General features: G+C 31.6%; 24 protein-coding genes and 1 other RNA gene. 18 read left to right on the top strand and 7 right to left on the bottom strand.

Annotated features, from left to right (window positions below; all coding sequences use genetic code 11):
• The first annotated feature begins 58 nt into the window (after nucleotides 1–58).
• The 9 genes from HNP35_RS12240 to HNP35_RS12200 all read left to right on the top strand — a co-directional run bounded on the left by HNP35_RS12240 (nucleotide 59) and on the right by HNP35_RS12200 (nucleotide 4,854).
• On the top strand, nucleotides 59–763 hold the full coding sequence (locus HNP35_RS12240) for a hypothetical protein (RefSeq protein WP_184162209.1): 705 nt from the start codon (nucleotides 59–61) through the stop codon (nucleotides 761–763).
• Nucleotides 764–784: 21 nt separating this feature from the next.
• Nucleotides 785–1,579 (top strand): peptidase, encoded by a 795-nt coding sequence (locus tag HNP35_RS12235; protein WP_184162206.1) that lies wholly within the window; start codon nucleotides 785–787, stop codon nucleotides 1,577–1,579.
• 48 nt (nucleotides 1,580–1,627) lie between these two features.
• Nucleotides 1,628–2,233: a hypothetical protein gene (locus HNP35_RS12230; RefSeq protein WP_184162204.1), complete on the top strand. Its 606-nt coding sequence runs from the start codon at nucleotides 1,628–1,630 to the stop codon at nucleotides 2,231–2,233.
• A gap of 50 nt (nucleotides 2,234–2,283) precedes the next feature.
• Nucleotides 2,284–2,763 carry a hypothetical protein gene (locus HNP35_RS12225; protein ID WP_184162202.1) on the top strand — a complete coding sequence of 160 codons (480 nt, stop codon included), beginning with the start codon at nucleotides 2,284–2,286 and terminating at the stop codon, nucleotides 2,761–2,763.
• An 11-nt stretch (nucleotides 2,764–2,774) separates the two neighbouring features.
• Nucleotides 2,775–3,224 (top strand): nuclear transport factor 2 family protein, encoded by a 450-nt coding sequence (locus tag HNP35_RS12220; protein WP_184162200.1) that lies wholly within the window; start codon nucleotides 2,775–2,777, stop codon nucleotides 3,222–3,224.
• Nucleotides 3,225–3,340: 116 nt separating this feature from the next.
• A complete protein-coding gene (locus tag HNP35_RS12215; RefSeq protein ID WP_184162197.1) occupies nucleotides 3,341–3,814 on the top strand; it encodes a BON domain-containing protein in 474 nt (157 codons plus the stop codon).
• A gap of 6 nt (nucleotides 3,815–3,820) precedes the next feature.
• Nucleotides 3,821–4,195 carry a LysM peptidoglycan-binding domain-containing protein gene (locus tag HNP35_RS12210; protein WP_184162194.1) on the top strand — a complete coding sequence of 125 codons (375 nt, stop codon included), beginning with the start codon at nucleotides 3,821–3,823 and terminating at the stop codon, nucleotides 4,193–4,195.
• 124 nt (nucleotides 4,196–4,319) lie between these two features.
• Nucleotides 4,320–4,568: a type II toxin-antitoxin system ParD family antitoxin gene (locus HNP35_RS12205; RefSeq protein ID WP_184162191.1), complete on the top strand. Its 249-nt coding sequence runs from the start codon at nucleotides 4,320–4,322 to the stop codon at nucleotides 4,566–4,568.
• Entirely contained in the window at nucleotides 4,561–4,854 is a 294-nt protein-coding gene (locus HNP35_RS12200; protein ID WP_184162187.1) for a type II toxin-antitoxin system RelE/ParE family toxin, read from the top strand. Before HNP35_RS12205 ends, HNP35_RS12200 begins: the two co-directional genes overlap by 8 nt.
• A gap of 152 nt (nucleotides 4,855–5,006) precedes the next feature.
• Here the strand turns inward: HNP35_RS12200 and HNP35_RS12195 are convergent, their stop codons facing one another.
• Nucleotides 5,007–5,300, bottom strand: a complete 294-nt coding sequence (locus HNP35_RS12195) for a hypothetical protein (protein ID WP_184162184.1) — start codon at nucleotides 5,298–5,300, stop codon at nucleotides 5,007–5,009.
• 126 nt (nucleotides 5,301–5,426) lie between these two features.
• Here HNP35_RS12195 and rnpB point away from each other — a divergent pair.
• The 3 genes from rnpB to HNP35_RS12180 all read left to right on the top strand — a co-directional run bounded on the left by rnpB (nucleotide 5,427) and on the right by HNP35_RS12180 (nucleotide 8,173).
• Nucleotides 5,427–5,760, top strand: an RNA gene (rnpB, locus tag HNP35_RS12190) — RNase P RNA component class A.
• Between the two features lie 31 nt (nucleotides 5,761–5,791).
• Nucleotides 5,792–7,042 carry a cation:dicarboxylate symporter family transporter gene (locus HNP35_RS12185; RefSeq protein WP_184162181.1) on the top strand — a complete coding sequence of 417 codons (1,251 nt, stop codon included), beginning with the start codon at nucleotides 5,792–5,794 and terminating at the stop codon, nucleotides 7,040–7,042.
• Between the two features lie 213 nt (nucleotides 7,043–7,255).
• Entirely contained in the window at nucleotides 7,256–8,173 is a 918-nt protein-coding gene (locus tag HNP35_RS12180; protein ID WP_184162178.1) for a ketopantoate reductase family protein, read from the top strand.
• Nucleotides 8,174–8,269: 96 nt separating this feature from the next.
• Here the strand turns inward: HNP35_RS12180 and HNP35_RS12175 are convergent, their stop codons facing one another.
• A complete protein-coding gene (locus HNP35_RS12175) occupies nucleotides 8,270–8,464 on the bottom strand; it encodes a hypothetical protein (protein ID WP_184162176.1) in 195 nt (64 codons plus the stop codon).
• A 194-nt stretch (nucleotides 8,465–8,658) separates the two neighbouring features.
• Here HNP35_RS12175 and HNP35_RS12170 point away from each other — a divergent pair, with 194 nt between their 5' ends.
• Entirely contained in the window at nucleotides 8,659–9,201 is a 543-nt protein-coding gene (locus HNP35_RS12170) for a hypothetical protein (RefSeq protein ID WP_184162173.1), read from the top strand.
• A gap of 35 nt (nucleotides 9,202–9,236) precedes the next feature.
• Here the strand turns inward: HNP35_RS12170 and HNP35_RS12165 are convergent, their stop codons facing one another.
• Nucleotides 9,237–9,926 (bottom strand): response regulator transcription factor, encoded by a 690-nt coding sequence (locus tag HNP35_RS12165; RefSeq protein WP_184162170.1) that lies wholly within the window; start codon nucleotides 9,924–9,926, stop codon nucleotides 9,237–9,239.
• Between the two features lie 10 nt (nucleotides 9,927–9,936).
• Nucleotides 9,937–11,295, bottom strand: coding sequence for a sensor histidine kinase (locus HNP35_RS12160; protein ID WP_184162167.1), 1,359 nt, complete (start codon nucleotides 11,293–11,295; stop codon nucleotides 9,937–9,939).
• 134 nt (nucleotides 11,296–11,429) lie between these two features.
• Between HNP35_RS12160 and HNP35_RS12155 the strand changes: the two genes are divergently transcribed.
• Entirely contained in the window at nucleotides 11,430–13,547 is a 2,118-nt protein-coding gene (locus HNP35_RS12155) for an outer membrane beta-barrel family protein (RefSeq protein ID WP_184162165.1), read from the top strand.
• 150 nt (nucleotides 13,548–13,697) lie between these two features.
• On the opposite strand, the gene HNP35_RS12150 is transcribed toward HNP35_RS12155, so the two are convergent.
• Both HNP35_RS12150 and HNP35_RS12145 read right to left on the bottom strand, forming a co-directional pair.
• Nucleotides 13,698–14,303 carry an RsmD family RNA methyltransferase gene (locus HNP35_RS12150; RefSeq protein WP_184162162.1) on the bottom strand — a complete coding sequence of 202 codons (606 nt, stop codon included), beginning with the start codon at nucleotides 14,301–14,303 and terminating at the stop codon, nucleotides 13,698–13,700.
• On the bottom strand, nucleotides 14,300–15,121 hold the full coding sequence (locus tag HNP35_RS12145; protein ID WP_184162159.1) for a DUF3822 family protein: 822 nt from the start codon (nucleotides 15,119–15,121) through the stop codon (nucleotides 14,300–14,302). The genes HNP35_RS12150 and HNP35_RS12145 overlap by 4 nt, the downstream gene beginning before the upstream one ends.
• A gap of 298 nt (nucleotides 15,122–15,419) precedes the next feature.
• Here HNP35_RS12145 and HNP35_RS12140 point away from each other — a divergent pair, with 298 nt between their 5' ends.
• From HNP35_RS12140 to kdsB, 4 genes are all read left to right on the top strand, one after another.
• Complete coding sequence (locus tag HNP35_RS12140; protein ID WP_184162156.1) at nucleotides 15,420–16,829, top strand: ATP-dependent DNA helicase; 1,410 nt, start codon at nucleotides 15,420–15,422, stop codon at nucleotides 16,827–16,829.
• Between the two features lie 100 nt (nucleotides 16,830–16,929).
• Nucleotides 16,930–17,760 carry a 4,5-DOPA dioxygenase extradiol gene (gene ygiD / locus HNP35_RS12135; RefSeq protein WP_184162126.1) on the top strand — a complete coding sequence of 277 codons (831 nt, stop codon included), beginning with the start codon at nucleotides 16,930–16,932 and terminating at the stop codon, nucleotides 17,758–17,760.
• 287 nt (nucleotides 17,761–18,047) lie between these two features.
• Nucleotides 18,048–18,860 (top strand): class I SAM-dependent methyltransferase, encoded by an 813-nt coding sequence (locus tag HNP35_RS12130; protein WP_184162122.1) that lies wholly within the window; start codon nucleotides 18,048–18,050, stop codon nucleotides 18,858–18,860.
• A 204-nt stretch (nucleotides 18,861–19,064) separates the two neighbouring features.
• Nucleotides 19,065–19,799, top strand: a complete 735-nt coding sequence (gene kdsB, locus HNP35_RS12125; protein ID WP_184162119.1) for a 3-deoxy-manno-octulosonate cytidylyltransferase — start codon at nucleotides 19,065–19,067, stop codon at nucleotides 19,797–19,799.
• A gap of 313 nt (nucleotides 19,800–20,112) precedes the next feature.
• Here the strand turns inward: kdsB and HNP35_RS12120 are convergent, their stop codons facing one another.
• Nucleotides 20,113–22,524, bottom strand: a complete 2,412-nt coding sequence (locus HNP35_RS12120) for an alpha-ketoacid dehydrogenase subunit alpha/beta (protein WP_184162115.1) — start codon at nucleotides 22,522–22,524, stop codon at nucleotides 20,113–20,115.
• Nucleotides 22,525–22,608 lie beyond the last annotated feature (84 nt).

Here is a 22,608-nt window from a genome sequence, read left to right as displayed (position 1 = left end):
TAATCCGAAATTTAATTTATTATTACTGATAACTACTAACCTTTTAAATAGTATTTTAATGAAATCAATTAAAATTTGCCTTCTTACTTTATTCACCCTTTTATCTACTTTTCTTAATGCTCAGGAACAAAATAATAAAGCGGTTTCTATTGTAGAAAAGGCACTTGATGCAATGGGAGGAAAAGAATTTATTAAAAGTATAAATACTCTTTACACTAACTCTGAAACCCAAATGCAGGGAAGAGATGTTAATTGGATTGTAAAAGAAATGTTGCCAAATATTGGGAGTTTTGAAATTGTTTATCAGAATAGAACAGTCTATAAATCATGGTATGATGGAGAAAAAGGTTATGAGTTAAATAATGGTCAAAAAGTTCTTGGAGATCAGGAGAATTACAAGGATAAACCTTTAAAGAAAAATATTTTTAATGAACTAGACTATTTAGATGCTACTTTATATAACCTTGATTATTTGGGAATTGAAGAGTTTGAATCAAATAAGTGTCATAAGATAAAAGCAACTTCTGTCATAGATAAAGTCGTGTTTTTGTATTTTGATTCTAAATCAGGGTTTCTTATCAAATCAGAAACGGTAAATGGAGCTAAAGATTCATTTTCAACTGTTGTATTTAGTGACTTTAAGAAATTTAATAAACTCACTTATTTTTCTAAAATGAAATTTGGAGTTGAGAAAGATGCACAATCTGCTAAGATCATCGAACTTTTGTATAATGAGAAAGTTAGTGCATCTGATTTTAAATAGAAACAATTAATTCCATATTTTATGAACGCAAAACAAATAGTAAGATTAAGCAACATCATTGGCATTATTTCGATAATGTTACTAGTCTATTGGGTCTTCACTTTTATCCTTATTCAGGTTTTTGGATTAAAAGTATTTAGGGAAAATATGACCGAATCTTTTTATTTAAGTGTTTTAGGGATTCTTGCCCTAATGGCGGGTTCATTGATCATTAATATCATGTTTAATTTAACTCGAATTGCCGAAAAGCATAATCTGGATGTTGTAAATTCAAAATCAAATAGATGGAGAATTATGACTCTGATCTTGATTTTCCCATTAATAGCAATTATTTTATTTGGCGGTGATTATTTGACAGCAGCCAAAAAAGAAAAATTAATGATTAAATCGGCAGAGTCCATTATTGCTGTAAATAAAGCCAATAGTGATAAATTGGTAAATTATAATTTTTCTGAAAAGTATATAAAAGAAACAGCAGATATTTTGGAGATCTTATCTGGAACGGATAAAAACTTTCCAAGTGTAACAGTAATTGTTAAGGATTCAATAAAAGGATCTCCAGTTTATTTAGGTTTTGATGATTATTACGAAGGAGATTTAAAAGATACAATACAGCCGCAGAAAAACAGATTTCTTTATAAAACTACAAAAGAAGAAAGAGATTATTTAGAAAATGTTTTTGAAAAAAATAGCAATGAATTAAGATACAGTAATTATAATGGTCGATATGAGTTGTTTTATCCTTACAGAAAGAATGGCAAAAAAATCGTTCTGTATTTTTCGGATACGCAAAGATATGGCAAGCTTGGAAGTTAGTTTTAATATTTTAAAATAAGCCAATTTCTAAATTTTATAAACCTATAAATGAAACGAATATTAGTCTTTACATTTTTAAATCTAAATGTTTTTTTCGGTCTTGCCCAAAAGCAGCATTTAGAGCCTGTATTTCTTGATAAGAACAATAATTTCAATACTTATTATATCAGTTTATTTGATAAGCTTTATGAGGGGTTAGAGAAAAAGAATTCTTTTAGGTATGCCGTTGTTCCTTCATTTGATAAAGAATATGGATTTTGTGTTGAAAGTAAAAAAAACGAATACTTTATAGTATCAACTTCCTTATCTGAAAGTTATTGGTATTCTGAAAACAAAAAAGAGGTGAAGTTTTTTACTGAAAGAAATAAAATTGATAAAGAACTTTTTGATCAAATTAGCCAACTGTTTAAGCTTCTAGAAAAGCAAACAAAAGAATATGATGAAATGAATTTTATTACAGATGGGGAGAGTTATTATTTCATGACTACTGGCAAAAAAGGTAAAGTTAATATTGGAAAAACTTGGTCGCCGTCAGATCATTCTCTAATGGGAAGATTGGTCGATGTATGTAATAAATTGTATAATTTTAAGAAGAATCAGAATTATGATTTTAAAATGGAAATCAATAATCTTATTTCAGCTTTAGAAAAATAAAGTGTAAAATTATAAAAAACTTTAAAATAAGAATTATCATTTAAGTAGTGATGGAAACGTATAATTTATCAAATAATACTCTAACCTTAAAAGTAAAAAAATCGCCAATTTTTGTTAGAGCAATATTGTTTTTTATTGCTTTTTCTCTGTTTATTTTGCCAATTGGAGGGGCAATTTCAAGCATCGTATTTGGGTTTGGTTTTCAAGTTGGACATTTTATTGGTATAGGAGTTTTTAGTCTTATTGGATTCTACACGCTTCGAGTTGCTTTATGGAATACTTATGGAGAAGAGAATATTCAATTTTTTGAAAATAAAATTATTTATGAAGCAAATTATAGATGGTTTAAAGATGGTAAGAAGGAAGCGTTAATTTCAAATCCGAATTTTTATGCTACGCAAGCTGGTTATGAAGAAGATAATGAAGGAGTTTTGATAATTGCTTCTAATGAGGCTAAAATAGAATCTGTTGTGAAAATGAAAATGTTTCAGATGGAAGAATTAATTAAAGTTTTAAAGGATAAATTTTAAATCTGTTTTATATGAAAAAATATTTAGTACTCATTACAGTGGTATTTTATTCTATTACAATTCAGTCACAAACAAAACAGGATACATTAGATATTAAGCGCGTTGCTTTAGCTTACATCGAAGCGCAACATACGCCAAACCCTAAATTGATGGAAAGTGCATTGCATCCAAGAATGGTAAAAAGATCTGTCTTTAGAAATAAAACCGCTCAAAAAGATTATGTTTCAGAATTCTTTGCAGAAAACATGGTTATACTCGCCGAAACCTATAATGTAAAAGGAGATAAGTTTCCGAAAAATCCAAGAAAAGAAGTTAAGTTACTTGACGTTTCTGCGAAAACAGCTTCGGTAAAATTATATGCTGACGAATGGATCGATTACATGCATATCGTTAAAGTAAACGGAGAATGGAAAATTATAAATGTCCTTTGGCATTACAATGACGTATCTAAGCATGAATAATTAATCTTATCCAAAAAATTTACTGGAAAACATATAAAACCCAAAAGCATATCCTATAATGATTTGGTTTTTAATCTGTTTAATTTTGAATAGTTAATTATTTAAAAGGAAACGTTATGAAATTCAAATCAGTTTTATTAGGAATTATGATGTGTGTTGCTTTGGTATCATGTAAACCCAATGACGCAGATATCGAAAAAGCAATTAGTGAAAAATTAAACGATACGCCAGAAATTCAAGTTACAGTTCATGATGGAGTTGCCACAATTACCGGAACTTGTGATGATGAAATTTTCAAAAAAAATATAGAGAAAAGTGTACGCGCCGTAAAAGGGGTAAAATCGGTTGTAAATACCTGTGAAATTGCCAGAGCCAATCAAGAGCCTGCAGCTGTTGTTATTAACCCAGATAATGAATTAGATAAATCTGTACACAAAGTTGTAGACGCCTATGAAGGTGTTAGTGCAACTGTTGTGGGAGGCGTTGTAACACTTTCTGGAGAAATTAAAAGAGATAAACTACAGCCTTTAATGCAAAGCATACAGGAATTGAAACCGAAGAAAGTAGATAACAAATTAATTATAAAATAAATTGTTATGAGTTTACAAGATAAATATAAAGAGTTGACAAATTTAGCTTCTCAATTGGGAACCACAGATTTGGAAGTAAGGGAACAAGATAATGTATTGTATATAGACGGAGTTGTAAAAACAGCAGAAGATAAAGAGAAACTTTGGAATGCTTATGGAACAATTGATCCCGATTATAGATCTGCGGATGTTGTAATGAATATTAAAGTTTCCGAAAGTGCTTCAAAAGAATATACGGTTAAAAGTGGCGATTCACTTTCGAAAATCGGAAAAGAATTTGGCGTTTCTTGGCAAACAATCTTCGAAGCGAATAAAGATATTATTTCAAACCCCGATTTAATTCAGCCTGGCTGGAAACTTAAAATACCAACAGTATTATAGTTTTACTGTTTTTATAAAGCCCTCTTTTGATGGGCTTTTTTTATTTCGAATTTTAAATATTGAGATAATATTTCTAATATTTATTACCAATTTTTGGTAACTTTACAATCTTATAAAAAATATAATGGGAAGAAATACCTCAATATCGCTCGGAAATCATTTTGAAAACTTCATAGAAAACAGTCTTTCAGAGGGAAGATATAAGAATGCGAGTGAAGTTGTTAGGGCGGGATTAAGACTTTTGGAAGAGGAAGAAAGTAAATTAATTGTTTTGAAAAAAGCAATTCAGGAAGGAGTAAATAGTGGACGTGCCGAAAATTTTGATCCGAAAGAACATCAAGAAAGTTTAAAAGCAAAGAGAAAGAATGGCTAAATATCATCTGACAAATAAAGCTGTCGAAGATTTAGCAGATATTTGGAATTATACTTTTGATGAATGGTCAGAAAATCAATCAGATAAATATTATTTATTACTTCTAGATTCTTGTCAGGAAGTTGCTGAAAACCCTAATCTTGGAAAGAAATACAATGGTGTTGCAGAAAAATTATTAGGTTATAAATCTAATGAGCATATATTATTTTATCAAATTATTTCAAAAGAAGAAATTGAAATTATAAGGATTCTTTATGGAAGAATGGATTTGAAAAATAAATTTTGATATTTATTGATTTAAGAATAGAATAAAAATTTATAATTATATGCCATTCCGAGAAAGGCTTGATTCCGTTTCTCGGAATGACATAGATTATTAAATCCTTGTTTGTTCTCTTTTTTTTTTTTTTTTTGATTTTAGAAAAATTACCTGAAAAACTATCTTCCTCTAATACTTAAATCAAATAAAAATTTTGCTGTTTCCTGATCTGAATCTGCCGAGAAGCCAGCCACATAAACTCCTTTTTTTCCCGAAGTTGATTTAATTCCGTATACAACTGCCTCATCTGCTGGGTCCGAATTACCCTCGTATCGATACACATGAACAATTTCAAATTTGTCAGGATTTCTTTTAATCATTTCTGCATTTCGATTAAAATCGCACGTAAATCCTTTTTCATTCAGTTGATCTAAAGCCTTTGAAACAGTTGCGTAATGATACATTCTTTTCATGATAAACTGAATTTAATAATTATACAATTTTAAAGATAACTATTTTAAAATTAAAAAGTTAGAATGAAAGTCATAAAAACTGAAATTTAAAATGATTATTGTTAGTTCTTAAATCGCTACTTTTGCAGCGCAGACCGCCTTATCGTCGTTCCGATTCATCGGGAGGGAGGAAAGTCCGGACACCATAGAGAAGCATAGCGGGTAACGCCCGTCGGTCCCGATGCAAATCGGGATTAGGACAAGTGCAGCAGAAAGTATGTACAGGTAATGCTGTAGTGAAACCAGGTAAACTCTATGCGGTGAAATACCAAGTATATCGGCATTTAAGGGCTTCTCGTTCGTTGCCGAAGGGTAGGTAGATTGAGTCCCGAAGTAATTCGGGATCTAGATAAATGATAAGGTATTGTTTTGTTGCAAAATAAGACAAGAACAGAATCCGGCTTATAGGTCTGCATTTTTTTTATATTTGTGAAACTATCTAACCCAAATTCATGAATATTCCAACTCCAAATTCTTCTTCAAAAAATAACAAAAGTCTTTTTCTGACTGTCATTACCAATCTAACGTTTTGGGTTTTAATCGCGATTATCGCTGGTGTTTTGCTTGGACATTTTTCACCCGAAAATGGCATGAAAATGGAAATCTTAGGCAAAAGATTTGTAGACTTAATAAAACTATTTATCGGGCCAATTATCTTTCTAACAATCGTTTTAGGAATTTCTGGAATGGGAAATCTAAAGAAAGTTGGAAGAATTGGTGTAAAAGCATTGGCTTATTTTGAAGTAGTTTCGACTGTGGCTTTGGCAATTGGAGTTGCTGTAGCTTATTTATTTGAGCCTGGAAAGATAGATAAATCGAGTTTGGCTTTAGGAGATGCAAGTCAATATACAAACGGAAGCGCTAAAGATTTTTCGTGGCTTCAGTTTTTCTTTTCCAATTTTACCCTTCAAGTTTTATTGGCTGCAATTGTCTGCGGAATTGCTTTGAACTTTTATCAAAAAAGAGAACAAACCATTTTGGTTTTAGAACGTTTTTCTAAAGTCGTTTTTACTTGCTTAAAATACGTTATGTATTTGGCTCCAATTGGTGCTTTTGGAGGAATGGCTTACACAATCGGAAAGTTCGGATTAGAAACTTTAATTCCGCTTGGAAAATTAATGCTCTGCGTTTATTTGACTATGGCTTTATTCGTGTTTCTAATTTTAGGAAGTATTCTGAAATATTATAAAATCAGTATTCTTTCTATTTTAAAATATATTAAAGAAGAACTTTTACTTGTTTTAGGAACTTCTTCTTCAGAAGCGGCTTTGCCAAGTATTATGGTCAAATTAGAAAGAATGGGCTGCAGCAAATCGGTAGTTGGGCTTGTAATTCCGACAGGGTATTCTTTTAATCTCGACGGAACTTCTATTTACTTATCAATGTCGGTTATATTTTTGGCGCAATTATACGATGTACATTTGAGTTTTTTCGAAATTCTAACCGTAATCGGAATTTTAATGATTACTTCAAAAGGCGCGGCGGGCGTTACTGGTAGCGGATTTATTGTTTTGGCATCTACTTTAACAGCACTTCATAAAATTCCTGTTGAAGGTTTGGCTTTTTTGTTAGGAGTTGATAAATTTATGAGCGAAGCCAGAGCGATAACCAATTTGATTGGAAATACGGTTGCAACGATTATTATTTCTAAAACAGAAAGAGATTTTACGGAGTTGAATTTAGAACCTGTTTTGGAAGAATAATTTGCATTTTGCCACGAAGTCACGAAGGCGTAAAGTTTTTGGTTTTCTTTTGAGATTAATAGTGCTCGTAAAGTCGCTAAGACGCAAAATATATTTAAATAAGAGAAAACTTGGCGACTCCGCGACTTTACGAGATTAAAAAAACTTAGTGTCTTAGTGCCTTTGTGGCAAAAAAATATTGTCTTGACGCCTTCGTGGCATAAAAAAACAACAATGAAAAGAATAGGAATCTTAGGAATTGGAGGCGTTGGAGGTTACTTCGGCGGACTTTTGGCGAAAGCGTATTTCAAATCGGATGATTATGAAATAATTTTTATAGCGCGAGGCGAATCTCAAAAAGCTATAAAAGAAAGCGGACTAAAGATTGTGACAGATAATTTTGAAACAATTGTTCGACCAAATTTGGTGTCCAATAATCCAGAAGAAATTGGGAAACTGGATTATTTAATTTGTGCAACCAAAACCTATGATATTGAAGAAAGTTTAACTTCCTTAAAAAACTGTATCAAAAAAGAAACTGTAATTCTTCCTTTATACAATGGCGTTGATGCACAGGAAAGAATTCAAATACTATTTCCTGAAAATGAAGTTCTGCAAGGTTGCGTTTACATTATTTCGATGATTTTTTCGCCTGGAACTATTCGTAAAATTGGCTTTTATGAAAAACTGTTTTTCGGTTCTAGAACAGCATCAGATTCAAAAATGGAAGAATTGCTAAGTATTCTCCAAAAGGCAAAAATCGAAAGTTATTTGGTTAAAAATATAGACGAAACAGTTTGGGAGAAATTTATTTTTATTTCTGCCTTAGCTTCAGCAACTTCTTACTTGAATCAGAATATTGGAGAGATTTTGAGTAATTCAGAATCTAAAATTACTTATATAGAATTGCTACATGAGATTGAAGATGTTGCACAGGCAAAAGGTTTGAAATTACCACATGATATTGTCGGACAAACTATTTTAAAATTAGAAAAATCACCCAAAGAAGCCACATCGTCTATGCATAGAGATTTACTGGCTGGTAAAAATACCGAAGTTCTTTCGCTGACACAATTTGTTGTAAACGAAGGAAAAAAATATGGAGTAAAAACGCCTCTTTATGAAAAGATCGCTGAGGTTTTGATTAAGTAGGTTTTTAAATTTTTCTCGTAGATTTAGCTAATTAATTTTTCAGCCTTTATAGAATCTGCATCATTTGCTAAATCAACGAGAAAAACATTTTACTTTCTACGACTCATCTTTTGTAGTACGCACTAAACTTATTCCAGAAGTAAAGAAAATAATTCCTAAAATTCCATAGATAATTACCGCTTTAATGTCTCTGGTTTCTGCAGATGCGCCCGCAAATAAAATCCCAGTATATATAAGTCCTACAATTCCAAGAATGGTAAGTAGTCCTCCGAAAAATCTTTTTAGGTTCATGGCGATTAGATTTTAAAGTTCTCTAACAAATATATTATGAAAAGGCTTAATTGTTGTTATACAATTGTTTACTTAAATTATATGATTTGCATAGTAGGATTCTAAAACATATATTGTAAGAAAATAACGGAATAAAAATTAGGAAAATATACTTTTAATACTATTTTTGCTTCAACCAATTTAACAAACCAAAAATGATAAAAAACTACTTTGTTCTATTTATTTCTGTTCTCTTTTTTAATGTTGCTAAAGCTCAAGATGATGCTCCGACAGCTGTAAAAAATCAATTCAAAATCAATATGCTTTTTCCTGGAATTGTTTATGAACACGCATTGTCAGCAAAGAATACGCTTTATTCAGAAGCTGCTTTAGGTTTAGGATATCGATACAATAGTTATTACGATGAAGGAAATGTCTATTTTTTTCCTTTAATAAATGAACAATTCCGTCATTATTATAATTTGAAGAAAAGAGCTGAAAAAGGAAAAAGAACCGCATTTAACTCTGGAAATTTTGTTGCGGTAAACGCACTCTACAATTTTCAGTCACTTTCTACCAATGAAAAATACGGAAATTATCCACAATCTTTTACAGTAGCCGCACTTTGGGGGTTACAACGTACTTATAAGGGAAGATTTAATCTAGAATTTAATATTGGACCAGGAGTAAATTTCGATAAATATGATACGGAATTTGTACCAGTTGGAAACTTTACTTTAGGTTGGGTTATTAAATAATCTTTCAAGTATAAAAATAGAAAAACCTTGATTCGTCAAGGTTTTTCTATTTTAAATTCTAAGCCAATATTTCGAACACTTTCAATCTTAATTTTTGGATCAGAATTGAAGTATTTTCTCAGTCTACTGATAAAAACATCCATACTTCTTCCCGAGAAATAATCGTCTTTTTTCCATACAGACATTAAAATCTGATCTCTTTTTAATAATTGGTTATGGTTTAGATATAAATACTCAATAAGAGAAGCTTCCATTTCTGTAAGCTGCTGAACGTGATTTTTATTATTTAAAGTTAATCTTTCATTATCAAAGATGTACGAGCCAATTTCAATGATGTTTTTTCCTTCTAGAGTTCTTTTTTGTTCAATTCGCTTCAATATATTCTGCAAGCGTAGAACCAGTTCATCAACTTCAAAAGGCTTTGCAATATAATCGTCGGCACCTAATTTCAATCCGATAATTTTGTCTTCTTTTAATTTTCTGGCTGTCAGGAAAATAAAAGGAATTTCGGGATTGATTGTAATTATTTTTTCTGCCAAAGAAAAGCCATCCAATTTTGGCATCATGACATCAAAAATGCAAATATCAAAAGTTTGATTTTCAAAATAGTTTAAAGCTATTTCGCCATTTTCTGCCCAAGTAACCTCAAATTGATGCAGTTCTAAATACTGTTTTAAGATGGTGGCAAAATCGAAATCATCTTCGGCTAAAAGTAATTTTTTCAAAATAAAGTAATTAGACTTTTAATAAAATAGTAAACTGAGATCCTTTTCCTAAATCGCTTATAACGTTAATAGAACCTTGGTGCGCTTTTACAATTTGGTCAACATAATATAAGCCTAAACCAAGACCTTTTGTATTGTGGAGGTTTCCTTGCTCAACGCGATAAAACTTATCAAAAAGAAAAGATTGTTTGTTTTTTGCAATTCCAATTCCATCATCTTCAAAAGTAATTGAGAATTGGTTTTCTACTATTTTGGTTTTTACTGTAATAGTGCTTGAACCGTATTTTACTGCATTTTCCAAAACATTCAAGAATGCTGTTGTTAAATGAAATCTGTCTAAAACTAAAATCGTTTTTTGAGTCTGAAAATCGGTCTTAAGATTGATTTTTGGAAAAGTAATTTTAAAGTCGTTTACAATAGAAAGAAGAAAATCTTCGGTTTCAATTTTTTCTTTTTGTAGTTCGATTTCGTTTTCAGCTAGAGAATTGGCCATAACCTGATCAATCAAATTTTGTAAACGATTATTCTGGCGAGAAATAGTGTTGACGATTGAAGTAAAATTTTCATCGTTGTCGCGAATGTTTTTTTGCTCTAAAATCTTAGTCGAAATTCCTAAAGTCGCCAACGGAGTTTTAAGTTCATGCGTAATATTATTGATAAAATCTGTTTTAACATCACTAACTTTTTTTTGTTTGATCAAAGCTTTCAAAGCAATAACAAAAAGAGTAATTAAAGTCAGAATCGATAATAGGGAAAGAATCAGAATAAAAGTCATTCTTCTTAAAATAATCATTTCCCAATCGATAACCGAAACATACATAGAGTCTTCTGTCAACAGTTTATAGTTCTGATTTTGAAAAGTTCCGTTTGTAATGCCGACATAACTTCGAACCAAAAAAGCTTGATTTAAAGAATTTAGATTTCCGTAAAGTTTGTTTTCAATAAAAGGCTTTTCGGAAAAAATAGTATCGTTCTTTTTTGCGTTTTGATATAGAATAAATTTGTTTAGAACAATGGCAAAATCAATTTTGAAATAAGGTAAATCTTTTTCAAATTTTCTTTGAATTTGCCGTGTTACGGCGCTTTGATATTCATTTTTCAGAACACCAATTTTAATATCCTTTTTGGTGTTTTTTCCTTTTATATAATTTTCAGATAAGCTTTTGTAAAGTGCTTCTTTTTTAGCAACTAATTCCGAATCAATATCGCTATAATTATTTGTGATTTTACCAATTTCATTCTTAATCTGCGTATGAAACTGCGCCACTTTGTATTCGTAAGCCGTTTTTACCAAATAACATTGTACTGTCATCAGTACAATAAGCGCGATTACAGAAAATGAGATTAATAAATTGATTCTTTGTTTCATACCAATAAAATTCAGTTCAAAAATAATGTTTTTAAAGCATAAAATGTCCGTTAACTCCGCATTAACCTACCATTAACCTATGCAATTGGTTTTTCGGAGCATTTTTGCAATGTCAAAAAACAAAATAGTAAAAAATGAATATCTATCTGCCATTAAAACTTTTAATCGCACTTTTGCTTTTCTGTCTTTCATTTGTTGCTCATGCGCAAAATGAAACGCCAAAAGATTCAATTTCCAATGAGAATTTGAAAGAAGTTGTTATTTCTCAAAACAAAAAGACTTTTACCAATTCAAACGGAAATATAAAAGTTGATGTTGCTAATTCGGTTTACAATTCCATCCCAAATCCGGTTGATTTGCTTTCGAAACTTCCCAATGTACAAGTGAGTGCTGACCGTGAAAGTATTTCGATTGTAGGCAAAGGAAATCCGCTGATTTATATCGATAATCAAAAAGTAGGAATGAACGATTTGAATGCTTTGTCTGTAGATGATATTAAAACAATTGAAATTATTCAGAATCCATCTTCAAAGTATGAAGCCGAAGGCCGTGCGGTGATTTTGATTGCCAGAAAATTAAGCAGAAAAGAAGGTTTTAAAACGAATGTTTCGGAAACTGCTTCTTTCAAAACAAACTATAATAATTATTTAGGATTTAACTCAAGCCTTAAAAAGAATAAACTGGAATGGAAAGCCAATTTTAATTATAATAAATTAAATCCGTGGGAAAATCACAGTATTGCGTATCAGATTCCACAAGCCAATATTGTGTCAGATTATGATGTTTCGGCGGATACTTTCAGAAAAGAATATGTTTTTGGAGGAGGTTTATTTTATAAAATTAATGAAGAAGATTATTTTTCTGTGAATGTAAATGGAAGAAGAAGAAACGACACTTTTGATATTAACACATTTACGTTTAATAAAAATCAAAACGAAGAAAATAACGTTTTTACATTTAGTGATAATTCCAGTTCAAAGAATTTTATTAATTCGTTTATCAATTATTCGAAGAAAATAAAAGCGATTGACACACAATTGTTTGTTGGTCTTCAGGGTTCTAATTTTAATCAGTATTTGTGGAGTTTGGTTCAAAATGATTATAATGAAACAGAATTAGAATTATCGCAAAACCGCAATCAGAAGTTTGACGTTAATGTGTTTTCGGGCAGAATTGATTTAGAAAAAAAGTTTAAAAATGAAATGAAATGGGAATATGGCGGATTGTATTCCAGTGCCAAATCCCAATCGGATTATGATGTTTTTGCTTATGATAAAAATGAAAACACGACTTTCGATTATAATTTTAAAGAAGCCAACTCAGCTATATATACGCAGCTTTCAGGCAAAATTAAAAAAGTTGATTTTTCTGTCGGACTTAGATTGGAAAATACCAATGTCAGCGGAAAATACAGTACAGAAAATGCTTTTTTGATTGATAAAAATTATACGAATCTTTTTCCAAAAGCCCAGTTTTCGTTTGCAATTGACAGTACAAAAAGTTTAAGTGTCGATTATGCTAAAAGTATTGCAAGGCCTAGTTATTCTTCGTTAAGTATGATTGCGACTTACATTAATCCGTATTTTGTTTATGGAAGCAATATCAATTTGAGGCCAACTTTTATCGATGTAATTTCAACTGTTTTTCAATATCATGATAAATCGGTAAAACTGACTTTTTATCAAAACAAAAATCCCACTTATCAAGATTTTGTATTTGATGATCAAAATAATGTGTTGACTTTTACGGAAAAAAACTTCAGAAAAGAATCTGGCTATAATATTGAATTTACATTGCCTTTCACCTATAAATTCTGGACAAATATTAATTCTTTAATTTTTGCAACCAACAAAATCGAAGATGATTTTGCTGTATTCAATTCTTCTAAAACCTATTTGTATTACTATTCCAATAACACTTTTAAACTTCCAAAAGATTTTACTTTTGTTTTGTCTTTTTGGGGCGCAACCAAACAAAAAGAAGGTGTTTTTGAACGAAATGCCAAGTTGATTTTTGATTTGTCTCTGGCAAAATCGTTTGGAAAAAACTGGACTTGTACTTTAAACTATAATGATATTTTTAAGAATACAATTTATACGGATCGATTTACAATCAACAATATAAGTTCGAAAGCCAGATATTTGGTCGATGCCAATGAAATTTCTATAACACTCAGATATTCTTTTGGAAAAATTAAAGAAAGTGATTTTAAAGAAAAGAGCGTCAATGAGAATGAAAATAGAATCAGGTAAGATTTAAATTCCAATAATTCAAATTGCTTCGCCTGTTCGCTATCGCTCGGGTCCAAATTCCAAAATTAAGCAGGGAACAATAAAAAGAAAATTCCAATCTCCAATTTAAAATTTGGAATTTGGAATTTTTTTATTTTGGAATTTTATAATCTAATAATCTTCTTCTTCAGATTCTTTTTTTGAAGTATCGTGTGGTAATTCTTCGTCGTCATCGGTTGAATTTAATTCGAAGAAACTAAAAAAAGAACCGCCGTAACTTCTCTGAAAAGAGAAATTACTCATATGATCGAGTTTGGTATATTTAGAATGTTCGATAATCATCATTCCGTCTTCTTCAAGCAAATCTTTTTCAAAAACAGTCAAAACGATTTTTTCAAAAATAGCTTGATCCAATCCGTAAGGAGGATCGGCAAAAATAATATCGTACGTAGTTTTAGCATTATCCAAAAACTTAAAAACATCACTTTTTGTCGCAGCGATATCAAAATCAAACTCAGATGAAACTTGTTTGATAAATTTTACGCAGCCAAAATCGCCATCTACAGACGTAATTGGAGCACTTCCGCGTGAAGCGAATTCAAAACTGATATTTCCAGTTCCCGAAAACAAGTCTAAAACCTTTAAGCTGTCAAAATTGAAATGATTATTCAAAACATTAAATAATGCTTCTTTGCTCATATCAGTCGTTGGTCTTACAGGTAGATTTTTTGGCGGATTAATTCGACGCCCTTTGTATTTGCCTGAAATGATTCTCATGATTGAAATAAGATATAATGTTTTTGATTTTCAGCTTTAGAAAAGTTATTTTTTTCTTGAATTTTTGTGACATCCATAAAAGAAATATGGCGAACATATTTGTATGCAATAGCATAAAATGGATCATTTTCTTTAATTGTTCCTAAGAATTCTAATTTAAAACTCTCTGGATTCATGCTTAATTGCTCTGCCGTAAATAAGATATAATAGATAAAATCTTCTGGAGTATTGTATTCAAAAGAATTAAACAGCAATAATTTCTGATTCTGTACTACAATAATTTCGAAATTTCCTGGATTAAAATTCACCACCATTTTTTTGTCGTCGTCATTGCGAGAATTGTCCAAGATTTTTTCTACCAAAATACTGTTGGCATGTTTGTAGTCAAAAGAACCGACATTATCAATTAGAAAATTATTGATATTCACGTACGGAATATAAACCGAATTCATCTGATAATTGGATATTTGATCAAACGTAAAAAAATCTGTATCGAAAACTTTTGTGGTGTATTGGAGATAACTTCCTAAGTAATTTTCGTCGAACAATGCTGTTGGCACAAAAGTCGAGAGATTGTTAGTGTGAATAACCATTACTTCATCATAAATTCCTTTTAATTCAGGATTATTCTTAAACGCATTCGCAAATAAATCTTCAATTTTTGTTGTTTTGTTTGAATTGTCAAATTGAATTTCTTTAAACGAAGTAATGACATTATTTAAAGTATCAAAACAGCAATATGAAAATCCCGTCAGTGAAACCTGAATCGAAAGTTTTTTGTAATTTTTAGAAGTAATGTTAGTATTTTGTAATGACATAGTTGATTTACAATTCGTTACCTGTTTTAAATCAAGAAAGAATTTAAGCGACCACAAACTTACAAATTAAAAAGGAACAATTATAATTGCAATTTCAAAAAACAATTTCAGAGTAAAGTTAGGAAGACGTTACATTACCATTAATTTTTTTGAACCATATAAGTGATTTGAGTCAATTTTAGTTGTTTGTTTTTAAATGAACTGATATTGCTTATATGGTTTGAATTTAATTTTGCTATTTACATTCTAATTGTTGTTCTCATTAAAAAAAGCGAACTTTGCATTTCAATTTTTCCTTATGAATTCAGCAAACTTTTACGGTATTTTACAAAAACGATTTCCTTTTGTTCCAACTTTAAAACAGGATATTTTTTTTCAAAAAATCGCCATTTTTTTAACCGAACCGCAAAACGATACTATTTTTGTTTTGAAAGGATATGCTGGAACAGGAAAAACAACCGTAATCTCTACAATTGTAAATAATTTAGGAGACATTAATAAAAAATATGTTTTGTTGGCACCAACTGGACGTGCAGCAAAAGTAATTGCGAATTATTCGAATAATCCAGCTTTTACGATTCATAAAAAAATATATTTCCCTAAGAAATCATCGGGTGGAGGAGTAGCTTTTACAAAACAAGTCAATAAACATAAAAACACCATTTTTATCGTCGATGAAGCTTCGATGATTTCTGATAGTACATTAGACAGCGGTTCACTTTTAGACGATTTGATCAATTATGTGTATTCAGGGCAAAACTGTAAAATGATTCTTTTAGGAGATACAGCTCAGCTTCCGCCGGTAAATTTAGATGTTAGTCCAGCTTTAGATATTGATACTTTGGGCTTTCATTACAGCAAAGAAATTGAACATATAGAATTGGACGAAGTAATGCGTCAGGAAGAAAGTTCTGGAATTTTGTACAATGCAACAGAATTACGCGAATTATTGAAAGAAAGTTTTATTACCGAGTTTCGATTTAGGGTAAAAAAATTCAAAGATATTGTTCGATTAACAGACGGTTACGATATTCAAGACGCTATTAATATGGCGTATAGCAATTACAGTATTGAAGATACAGCCTTTATTGTTCGTTCTAATAAAAGAGCCAATCAATACAATGAGCAGATTCGAAGCCGAATTTTATTTAAAGAAAGCGAACTTTCGGTTGGCGATTTCTTAATGGTGGTAAAAAATAATTATTTCTGGCTAAAAGAAACAGATGAGGCGGGATTTATTGCAAACGGTGATATTATTGAAGTCTTAGAGTTATTTGGAATCAGAGAATTATACGGATTTACTTTTGCGAAAGTCAAAATCAGGATGGTCGATTATCCAGAACAAAAGCCTTTTGAAACGGTTTTAATTTTAGATACTTTAAAAAGCGAATCCCCTTCTTTAACTTACGAAGAATCAAATCGTTTGTACGAGGAAGTAATGAAGGATTATGAAGACGAACCAACGAAATACAAGAGATTCCAAAAAGTAAAAGAAAACGAATATTTTAACGGATTACAGGTTAAATTCTCCTATGCAATTACGTGTCATAAATCGCAAGGAGGACAATGGAATACGGTTTTTGTAGAACAACCGTATCTGCCAGACGGAATCGATCGCGACTATATTAGATGGCTTTATACCGCTATGACACGTGCTAAAAATAAGTTATATTTGATAGGCTTTAAAGACGAGAGTTTTGAGGAATAGTTTTTTGCCACGAATTTCACGAATTAACACTAATTATTTTTAAGCTGTGCAAATTAGTGTAATTGGTGAAATTCGTGGCAAAACAAAAAAGTTTCAGCAAATGACAACACTAAACGACTTACATTCGATTTCTTCAACGTTTTCGAATACAGATAAAATGCCAGTTCTATTTTTAGGACATGGCAGCCCGATGAATGCAATTGAAGAAAATCAGTTTGTAGCTGGTTTTCGGAATTTAGCAAAAACATTACCACAGCCAAATGCTATTTTGTGTGTTTCGGCGCATTGGTTTACGAGAGGAACAAAAGTAACTGCAATGGAAATGCCAAGAACGATTCACGATTTTGGAGGTTTTCCACAAGCACTTTTTGATGTTCAATATCCAGCAAAGGGAAGTCCAGAATTGGCTGTTGAAACGCAAAAACTTTTAGATCCTGTTATGGTAGAATTAGATGAACATTGGGGGTTAGATCACGGCGCTTGGAGCGTAATTAAACATTTGTATCCAAATGCTGATGTTCCGGTAATTCAGTTAAGTATCGATTATACAAAATCTGGGCAATATCATTTTGAATTGGCTCAGAAGCTTCAAGCCCTTCGCTACAAAGGCGTTTTAATTATTGGTAGCGGAAACATTGTTCATAATCTTAGAATGGTCGATTTTAGAAATTTCGACAAAGATAATTACGGTTACGATTGGGCAATTGAAGCACGTGAAACTGTAAATAATTATTTATTAGACGGAAATTTTCAGCCTTTAATTGATTTTGAGAAATTAAATAAAGCGGTACAATTGGCAGTTCCAACTCCAGAACATTATCTGCCTCTGCTTTATACTTTAGGTCTAAAAGATAAAACGGATGAAATAGAACTTTTTAATGATAAATTATTAGCGGGTTCTTTGAGCATGACTTCAGTAAAAATATTATAATAGTATTGGTATTCCAATTGTTTTCCATTTATGGGATAGTGGTCTAAAAATTTATAATCTGCACGTTAAAAAAATAAATAGGTGAGGTAGTGAAATGTTTCATGTAAATTTGTTTATTTTTGATTAACTAATTGTTTATCAGTTGATTGTTTGTTTGTGTCTTCTTTTTAAGTAGTTTTTTAAATGCCTTTTATGATTAACTGGTGATAATTTAAAAAAATGGTAGAAGATGTTTACAAATTAAGTAAAAGTGCGGTATCAGCACTATAATCACTGATAACATTAAGATGAATCCAAACAAAGCATTATGGGAAAAAGGCGATTTTACGCGCGTCGCAGAATCTATGAGAGAAAGTGGAGCGGAATTGGTTGCCAAAATTGGAATTAAAGAAAATAGTAACGTTTTAGATCTCGGCTGTGGCGATGGTACCACCGCAATACCTTCGGCAAAATTAGGAGCCAATGTTTTAGGTGTTGATATAGCAAGAAATTTAGTTGAAGCTGGCAATCTTAGAGCAAAAAAAGAAGGATTGGATAATATTGTATTTCAAGAAGGTGACGCAACCGATTTGAATGAATTGAAAAATCAATCTTACGATGTTACGATGAGCATTTTTGGAGCAATGTTCGCTCCAAAACCTTTTGATGTTGCTAAAGAGATGGTCCGTGTTACAAGACCTGGAGGTAAAATTATAATGGGTAATTGGATACCGGGAGATCCAACATTGATTGCGCAAATCCTGAAAATTAGTTCTGAATTTACACCACCACCTCCTGAGGGTTTTGTAAGTCCAATGCTTTGGGGTATTGAAGATAACGTAATCGAAAGATTTACAAATACAGGTGTTCCTAAAGAAAATATTGCATTTGAGAAAGATACCTTCACATTTAAAGCAGCATTTCCACCTTCGGAATGGCTAAATCGATTAAAAACTTATTATGGTCCAACTATGAATGCTTTTGAAGCTGCTGAACAAAACGGGAAAACTTCCGATTTGTATGCTAAGCTTGAAGGATTAGTTAATAGCCAAAACAAAAGTAATGACACAAATTCTACATTAATTCCTGCGACTTATCTTCGTGTTACAGTTTTGGTTTAATTTTCTCTCTTAATAAATAAGACGAATGATCAATCGATGTATTGTTTGCTAGTAGACAGAAAATTTTTCAATACGATTTTCATCCTCTACAGAAATTTAAAAACAGAAAATTTAAAAGTAATTTTTGCATATTTGCAGACACTTAAAACAGGTGAAAATTAAATTACTAAATTTTGAGTTTTTTAAACTCAGTAAAATATAAAAATGAAAATAATAGCGGTAATTCCAGCCAGATATGCTTCAACACGTTTTCCTGCAAAACTAATGCAGGATTTGGGAGGTAAAACTATAATTCTAAGAACTTATGAAGCTGCAGTTTCGACAAATCTATTCGAAGATGTTTTTGTTGTAACCGATTCTGATTTGATTTTTGATGAAATCGTTTCTAATGGCGGAAAGGCCATAATGAGCATTAAAGAACATGAATCTGGAAGCGATAGAATTGCGGAAGCTATCGCAGATCTTGATGTTGATATTGTGGTTAATGTTCAAGGAGATGAACCTTTTACCGAAGCAGAGCCTTTAGCTCAGGTTTTATCTGTTTTTAAAAATGATCCAGATAGAAAGATCGATTTGGCTTCGTTGATGCGTGAAATTAAAAATGAAGACGAAATCAATAATCCAAACAATGTAAAAGTAGTCGTAGATCAATCACAGTTTGCATTGTATTTTTCTAGATCGGTTATTCCATATCCAAGAGAGATAAATGTTGGGGTAAGATATTTTCAGCATATCGGAATTTATGCTTTCAGAAAACAAGCTTTATTAGACTTTTACAGCCTTCCTATGAAATCTTTAGAAGCTTCTGAGAAATTAGAACAATTAAGATATTTAGAATTCGGAAAACGTATTAAAATGGTGGAAACAACACATGTTGGAATCGGAATCGATACGGCTGAAGATTTAGAGCGAGCTAAAGCAATGTTGAAGGATCTTTAATTAATTGATAATTGATAATTGATAATTGATAATTGATAATTGTTAATTGTGTAATCATTATCCACAATCTTGTCATTTCGACGAAGGAGAAATCTTCGCAAGTAGCTCGACAAAGATTGATCAGCATTGCGGAGTTTCTTGCGAAGATTTCTCCTTCGTCGAAATGACATACTTTATGTTACTCTTTGAGCTCGACAAAGATTGCGTAAAGAACTTTGTCAAAGTTTAAAACTTTGACAAAGTTGAGAAAGATAAATATAAAAAAAAGCTCCAAAATTTTGGAGCTTTTTTTATATCAAAAAGATTATAAATCTTAGTATAAACTAGGGAATTTAGAAGGATTAACTTCATTCATCATTTCATAAACTTTCTCGTAAATGTCTTCTGCAGAAGGTTTAGAGAAATAATCACCATCAGTTCCGTATGCAGGTCTGTGTGCTTTTGCGGCTAGGGTTTGAGGTTTGCTATCTAAATATTTATAAGCATCTTGTTCTTCTAAAATCTGCTGTAGAATAAACGCCGATGCACCGCCAGGAACATCTTCGTCAATTACTAAAAGACGATTTGTTTTAGCAATACTTTTTACAATATCCTTACTAACGTCAAAAGGAAGAAGTGATTGAATGTCGATTACTTCGCACTCTATTCCTTTTTCTGCTAATTCGTTAGCAGCTTGCTGAACCAATCTTAAAGTAGATCCGTAAGAAACCAGCGTGATGTCTGAACCTTCTCTTAAAGTTTCAACAACTCCAATTGGTGTTTTAAATTCACCAAAATTTAAAGGTGTTTTTTCTTTTAAACGGTATCCATTTAAACATTCGATAACCAAAGCAGGTTCGTCACATTCTAACAAAGTGTTGTAGAAACCAGCAGCTTGTGTCATATCTCTTGGAACTAAAACGTGAATTCCGCGAATAGCGTTGATAATCATTCCCATTGGAGAACCAGAATGCCAGATACCTTCTAAACGGTGTCCACGAGTTCTAATGATTAATGGTGCTTTTTGTTTTCCAACCGTTCTATATTGCAATGTAGCTAAATCGTCACTCATGATCTGAATAGCGTACAATAAATAATCTAAATATTGAATTTCTGCAATTGGACGCAAACCTCTCAATGCCATTCCGATACCTTGTCCGATAATAGTAGCTTCACGGATTCCGACATCGGCAACACGAAGCTCGCCGTATTTTTCTTGCATTCCTTCCAAACCTTGATTTACGTCTCCAATGTTTCCAACATCTTCACCGAAAATCAAAGTTTCAGGATATTTTGCAAATAAAGCATCAAAATTATCACGAAGAATCATTCTTCCATCCAAATCTGGTTTTGCATTTTCAGCATATTTAGGAAGAACTTTTTCTACAGAAAACACATTTTGAGCAGACTCAGAATGCTGATTGCTACTAAATTTTTCTTGAGTTTCAGTTAAAAATCTTGTAATCCAGTTTGATAGTAAAACTTTGCTGTTTGGTACTTCAATAAAACGAAGAATCTTTCTCGCGTAAACTAAAATTTCTTTTTTTAGAGGAGCTTTAATCGCTGCTAATTCAGCAATTAATTTTTTGATTCTTTCTTTGTGGTTAACGCTTGCTTCAGCAATTTGTTCCAATAAAGTTAAAAGATTCTTTTGTTCCTCAATAATTGGATTAATGAAAGAATTCCAAGCGTCTTTTTTAGCTTCCAAAACTTCTTTCTTTAGTTGGAAATCAAGTTCTGCCAGTTCTTCAGGAGAAGCAATATTAATTGCAATCATCCAAAGACGCATCTGACGAATACAATCGAAATCTTTTTCCCAAGCCAATCTTTCTGCACTTTTGTAACGTTCGTGAGAACCAGAAGTAGAGTGACCTTGCGGTTGTGTTAATTCGTTTACGTGAATTAAAACTGGAATATGTTCTTCGCGCGCAATTGCTCCGGCTCTTTCGTAAGTCGAAACCAATTCGGCATAATCCCAGCCTTTTACTCTAAAGATTTCATAACCTTTAGCATCTTCATCACGTTGATATCCTTTTAAAATTTCAGAAATGTTTTCTTTAGTTGTCTGATGTTTAGCGTGAACCGAAATACCATATTCATCATCCCAAACACTCATTACCATAGGAACTTGTAAAACTCCAGCAGCATTTATGGTTTCAAAAAATAAACCTTCAGAAGTACTTGCGTTTCCAATTGTTCCCCAAGCTACTTCATTGCCATCAACAGAAAAGTTGTCTTTTATTGTAATTCCGTCAACGTTTCTGTAAATTTTAGAAGCTTGTGCCAAACCCAATAATCTTGGCATTTGTCCAGCAGTTGGAGATATATCTGAACTTGAATTTCTTTGTTTTGTTAGATCTTTCCACGAACCATCTTCGTTTAAACTATGTGTTACAAAGTGTCCGCCCATTTGTCTTCCTGCAGACATCGGATCGAAAGCTAAATCGGTATGACCATATAAACCAGCAAAAAACTGTTTTGCATCTAATTCGCCAATAGCCATCATAAAAGTTTGATCGCGATAGTATCCAGAACGGAAATCTCCGTTTTTAAAAGCTTTTGCCATTGCTAGCTGCGGAACTTCTTTTCCGTCTCCGAAAATTCCAAATTTAGCCTTTCCTGTTAATACTTCTTTTCGACCTAAAAGACTACATTCACGGCTAGTTACAGCAATTCTATAGTCATTCAATACCTCAGTTTTGAAATCTTCAAATGTCAGTGTAGTATTGTTTTTTTCTTTTATCATAATCTTGTAGGGTCATGTTATTTATGTCGCGAAATTACTTAAAAACAATCAATAATCATAATTCTTTGAACTAAATATAATTTA

The organism is Flavobacterium notoginsengisoli, assembly GCF_014207905.1.
Classification (GTDB): Bacteria; Bacteroidota; Bacteroidia; order Flavobacteriales; family Flavobacteriaceae; genus Flavobacterium; species Flavobacterium notoginsengisoli_A.
This window is presented reverse-complemented; position numbering and strand designations above follow the sequence as displayed.

What these genes read in the sequence shown, in the direction of transcription:
- HNP35_RS12180 (WP_184162178.1), top strand. Translation starts at nt 7,256, where the DNA reads ATGAAAAGAATAGGAATCTTAGGAATTGGAGGCGTTGGAGGTTACTTC.
- HNP35_RS12120 (WP_184162115.1), bottom strand. Translation starts at nt 22,524, where the DNA reads ATGATAAAAGAAAAAAACAATACTACACTGACATTTGAAGATTTCAAA.
- HNP35_RS12130 (WP_184162122.1), top strand. Translation starts at nt 18,048, where the DNA reads ATGAATCCAAACAAAGCATTATGGGAAAAAGGCGATTTTACGCGCGTC.
- HNP35_RS12210 (WP_184162194.1), top strand. Translation starts at nt 3,821, where the DNA reads ATGAGTTTACAAGATAAATATAAAGAGTTGACAAATTTAGCTTCTCAA.
- HNP35_RS12235 (WP_184162206.1), top strand. Translation starts at nt 785, where the DNA reads ATGAACGCAAAACAAATAGTAAGATTAAGCAACATCATTGGCATTATT.
- HNP35_RS12240 (WP_184162209.1), top strand. Translation starts at nt 59, where the DNA reads ATGAAATCAATTAAAATTTGCCTTCTTACTTTATTCACCCTTTTATCT.
- HNP35_RS12175 (WP_184162176.1), bottom strand. Translation starts at nt 8,464, where the DNA reads ATGAACCTAAAAAGATTTTTCGGAGGACTACTTACCATTCTTGGAATT.
- HNP35_RS12195 (WP_184162184.1), bottom strand. Translation starts at nt 5,300, where the DNA reads ATGAAAAGAATGTATCATTACGCAACTGTTTCAAAGGCTTTAGATCAA.
- HNP35_RS12145 (WP_184162159.1), bottom strand. Translation starts at nt 15,121, where the DNA reads ATGTCATTACAAAATACTAACATTACTTCTAAAAATTACAAAAAACTT.
- HNP35_RS12150 (WP_184162162.1), bottom strand. Translation starts at nt 14,303, where the DNA reads ATGAGAATCATTTCAGGCAAATACAAAGGGCGTCGAATTAATCCGCCA.
- HNP35_RS12185 (WP_184162181.1), top strand. Translation starts at nt 5,792, where the DNA reads ATGAATATTCCAACTCCAAATTCTTCTTCAAAAAATAACAAAAGTCTT.
- HNP35_RS12205 (WP_184162191.1), top strand. Translation starts at nt 4,320, where the DNA reads ATGGGAAGAAATACCTCAATATCGCTCGGAAATCATTTTGAAAACTTC.
- HNP35_RS12155 (WP_184162165.1), top strand. Translation starts at nt 11,430, where the DNA reads ATGAATATCTATCTGCCATTAAAACTTTTAATCGCACTTTTGCTTTTC.
- HNP35_RS12160 (WP_184162167.1), bottom strand. Translation starts at nt 11,295, where the DNA reads ATGAAACAAAGAATCAATTTATTAATCTCATTTTCTGTAATCGCGCTT.
- ygiD (WP_184162126.1), top strand. Translation starts at nt 16,930, where the DNA reads ATGACAACACTAAACGACTTACATTCGATTTCTTCAACGTTTTCGAAT.
- HNP35_RS12230 (WP_184162204.1), top strand. Translation starts at nt 1,628, where the DNA reads ATGAAACGAATATTAGTCTTTACATTTTTAAATCTAAATGTTTTTTTC.
- HNP35_RS12215 (WP_184162197.1), top strand. Translation starts at nt 3,341, where the DNA reads ATGAAATTCAAATCAGTTTTATTAGGAATTATGATGTGTGTTGCTTTG.
- HNP35_RS12200 (WP_184162187.1), top strand. Translation starts at nt 4,561, where the DNA reads ATGGCTAAATATCATCTGACAAATAAAGCTGTCGAAGATTTAGCAGAT.
- HNP35_RS12220 (WP_184162200.1), top strand. Translation starts at nt 2,775, where the DNA reads ATGAAAAAATATTTAGTACTCATTACAGTGGTATTTTATTCTATTACA.
- HNP35_RS12140 (WP_184162156.1), top strand. Translation starts at nt 15,420, where the DNA reads ATGAATTCAGCAAACTTTTACGGTATTTTACAAAAACGATTTCCTTTT.
- HNP35_RS12225 (WP_184162202.1), top strand. Translation starts at nt 2,284, where the DNA reads ATGGAAACGTATAATTTATCAAATAATACTCTAACCTTAAAAGTAAAA.
- HNP35_RS12170 (WP_184162173.1), top strand. Translation starts at nt 8,659, where the DNA reads ATGATAAAAAACTACTTTGTTCTATTTATTTCTGTTCTCTTTTTTAAT.
- kdsB (WP_184162119.1), top strand. Translation starts at nt 19,065, where the DNA reads ATGAAAATAATAGCGGTAATTCCAGCCAGATATGCTTCAACACGTTTT.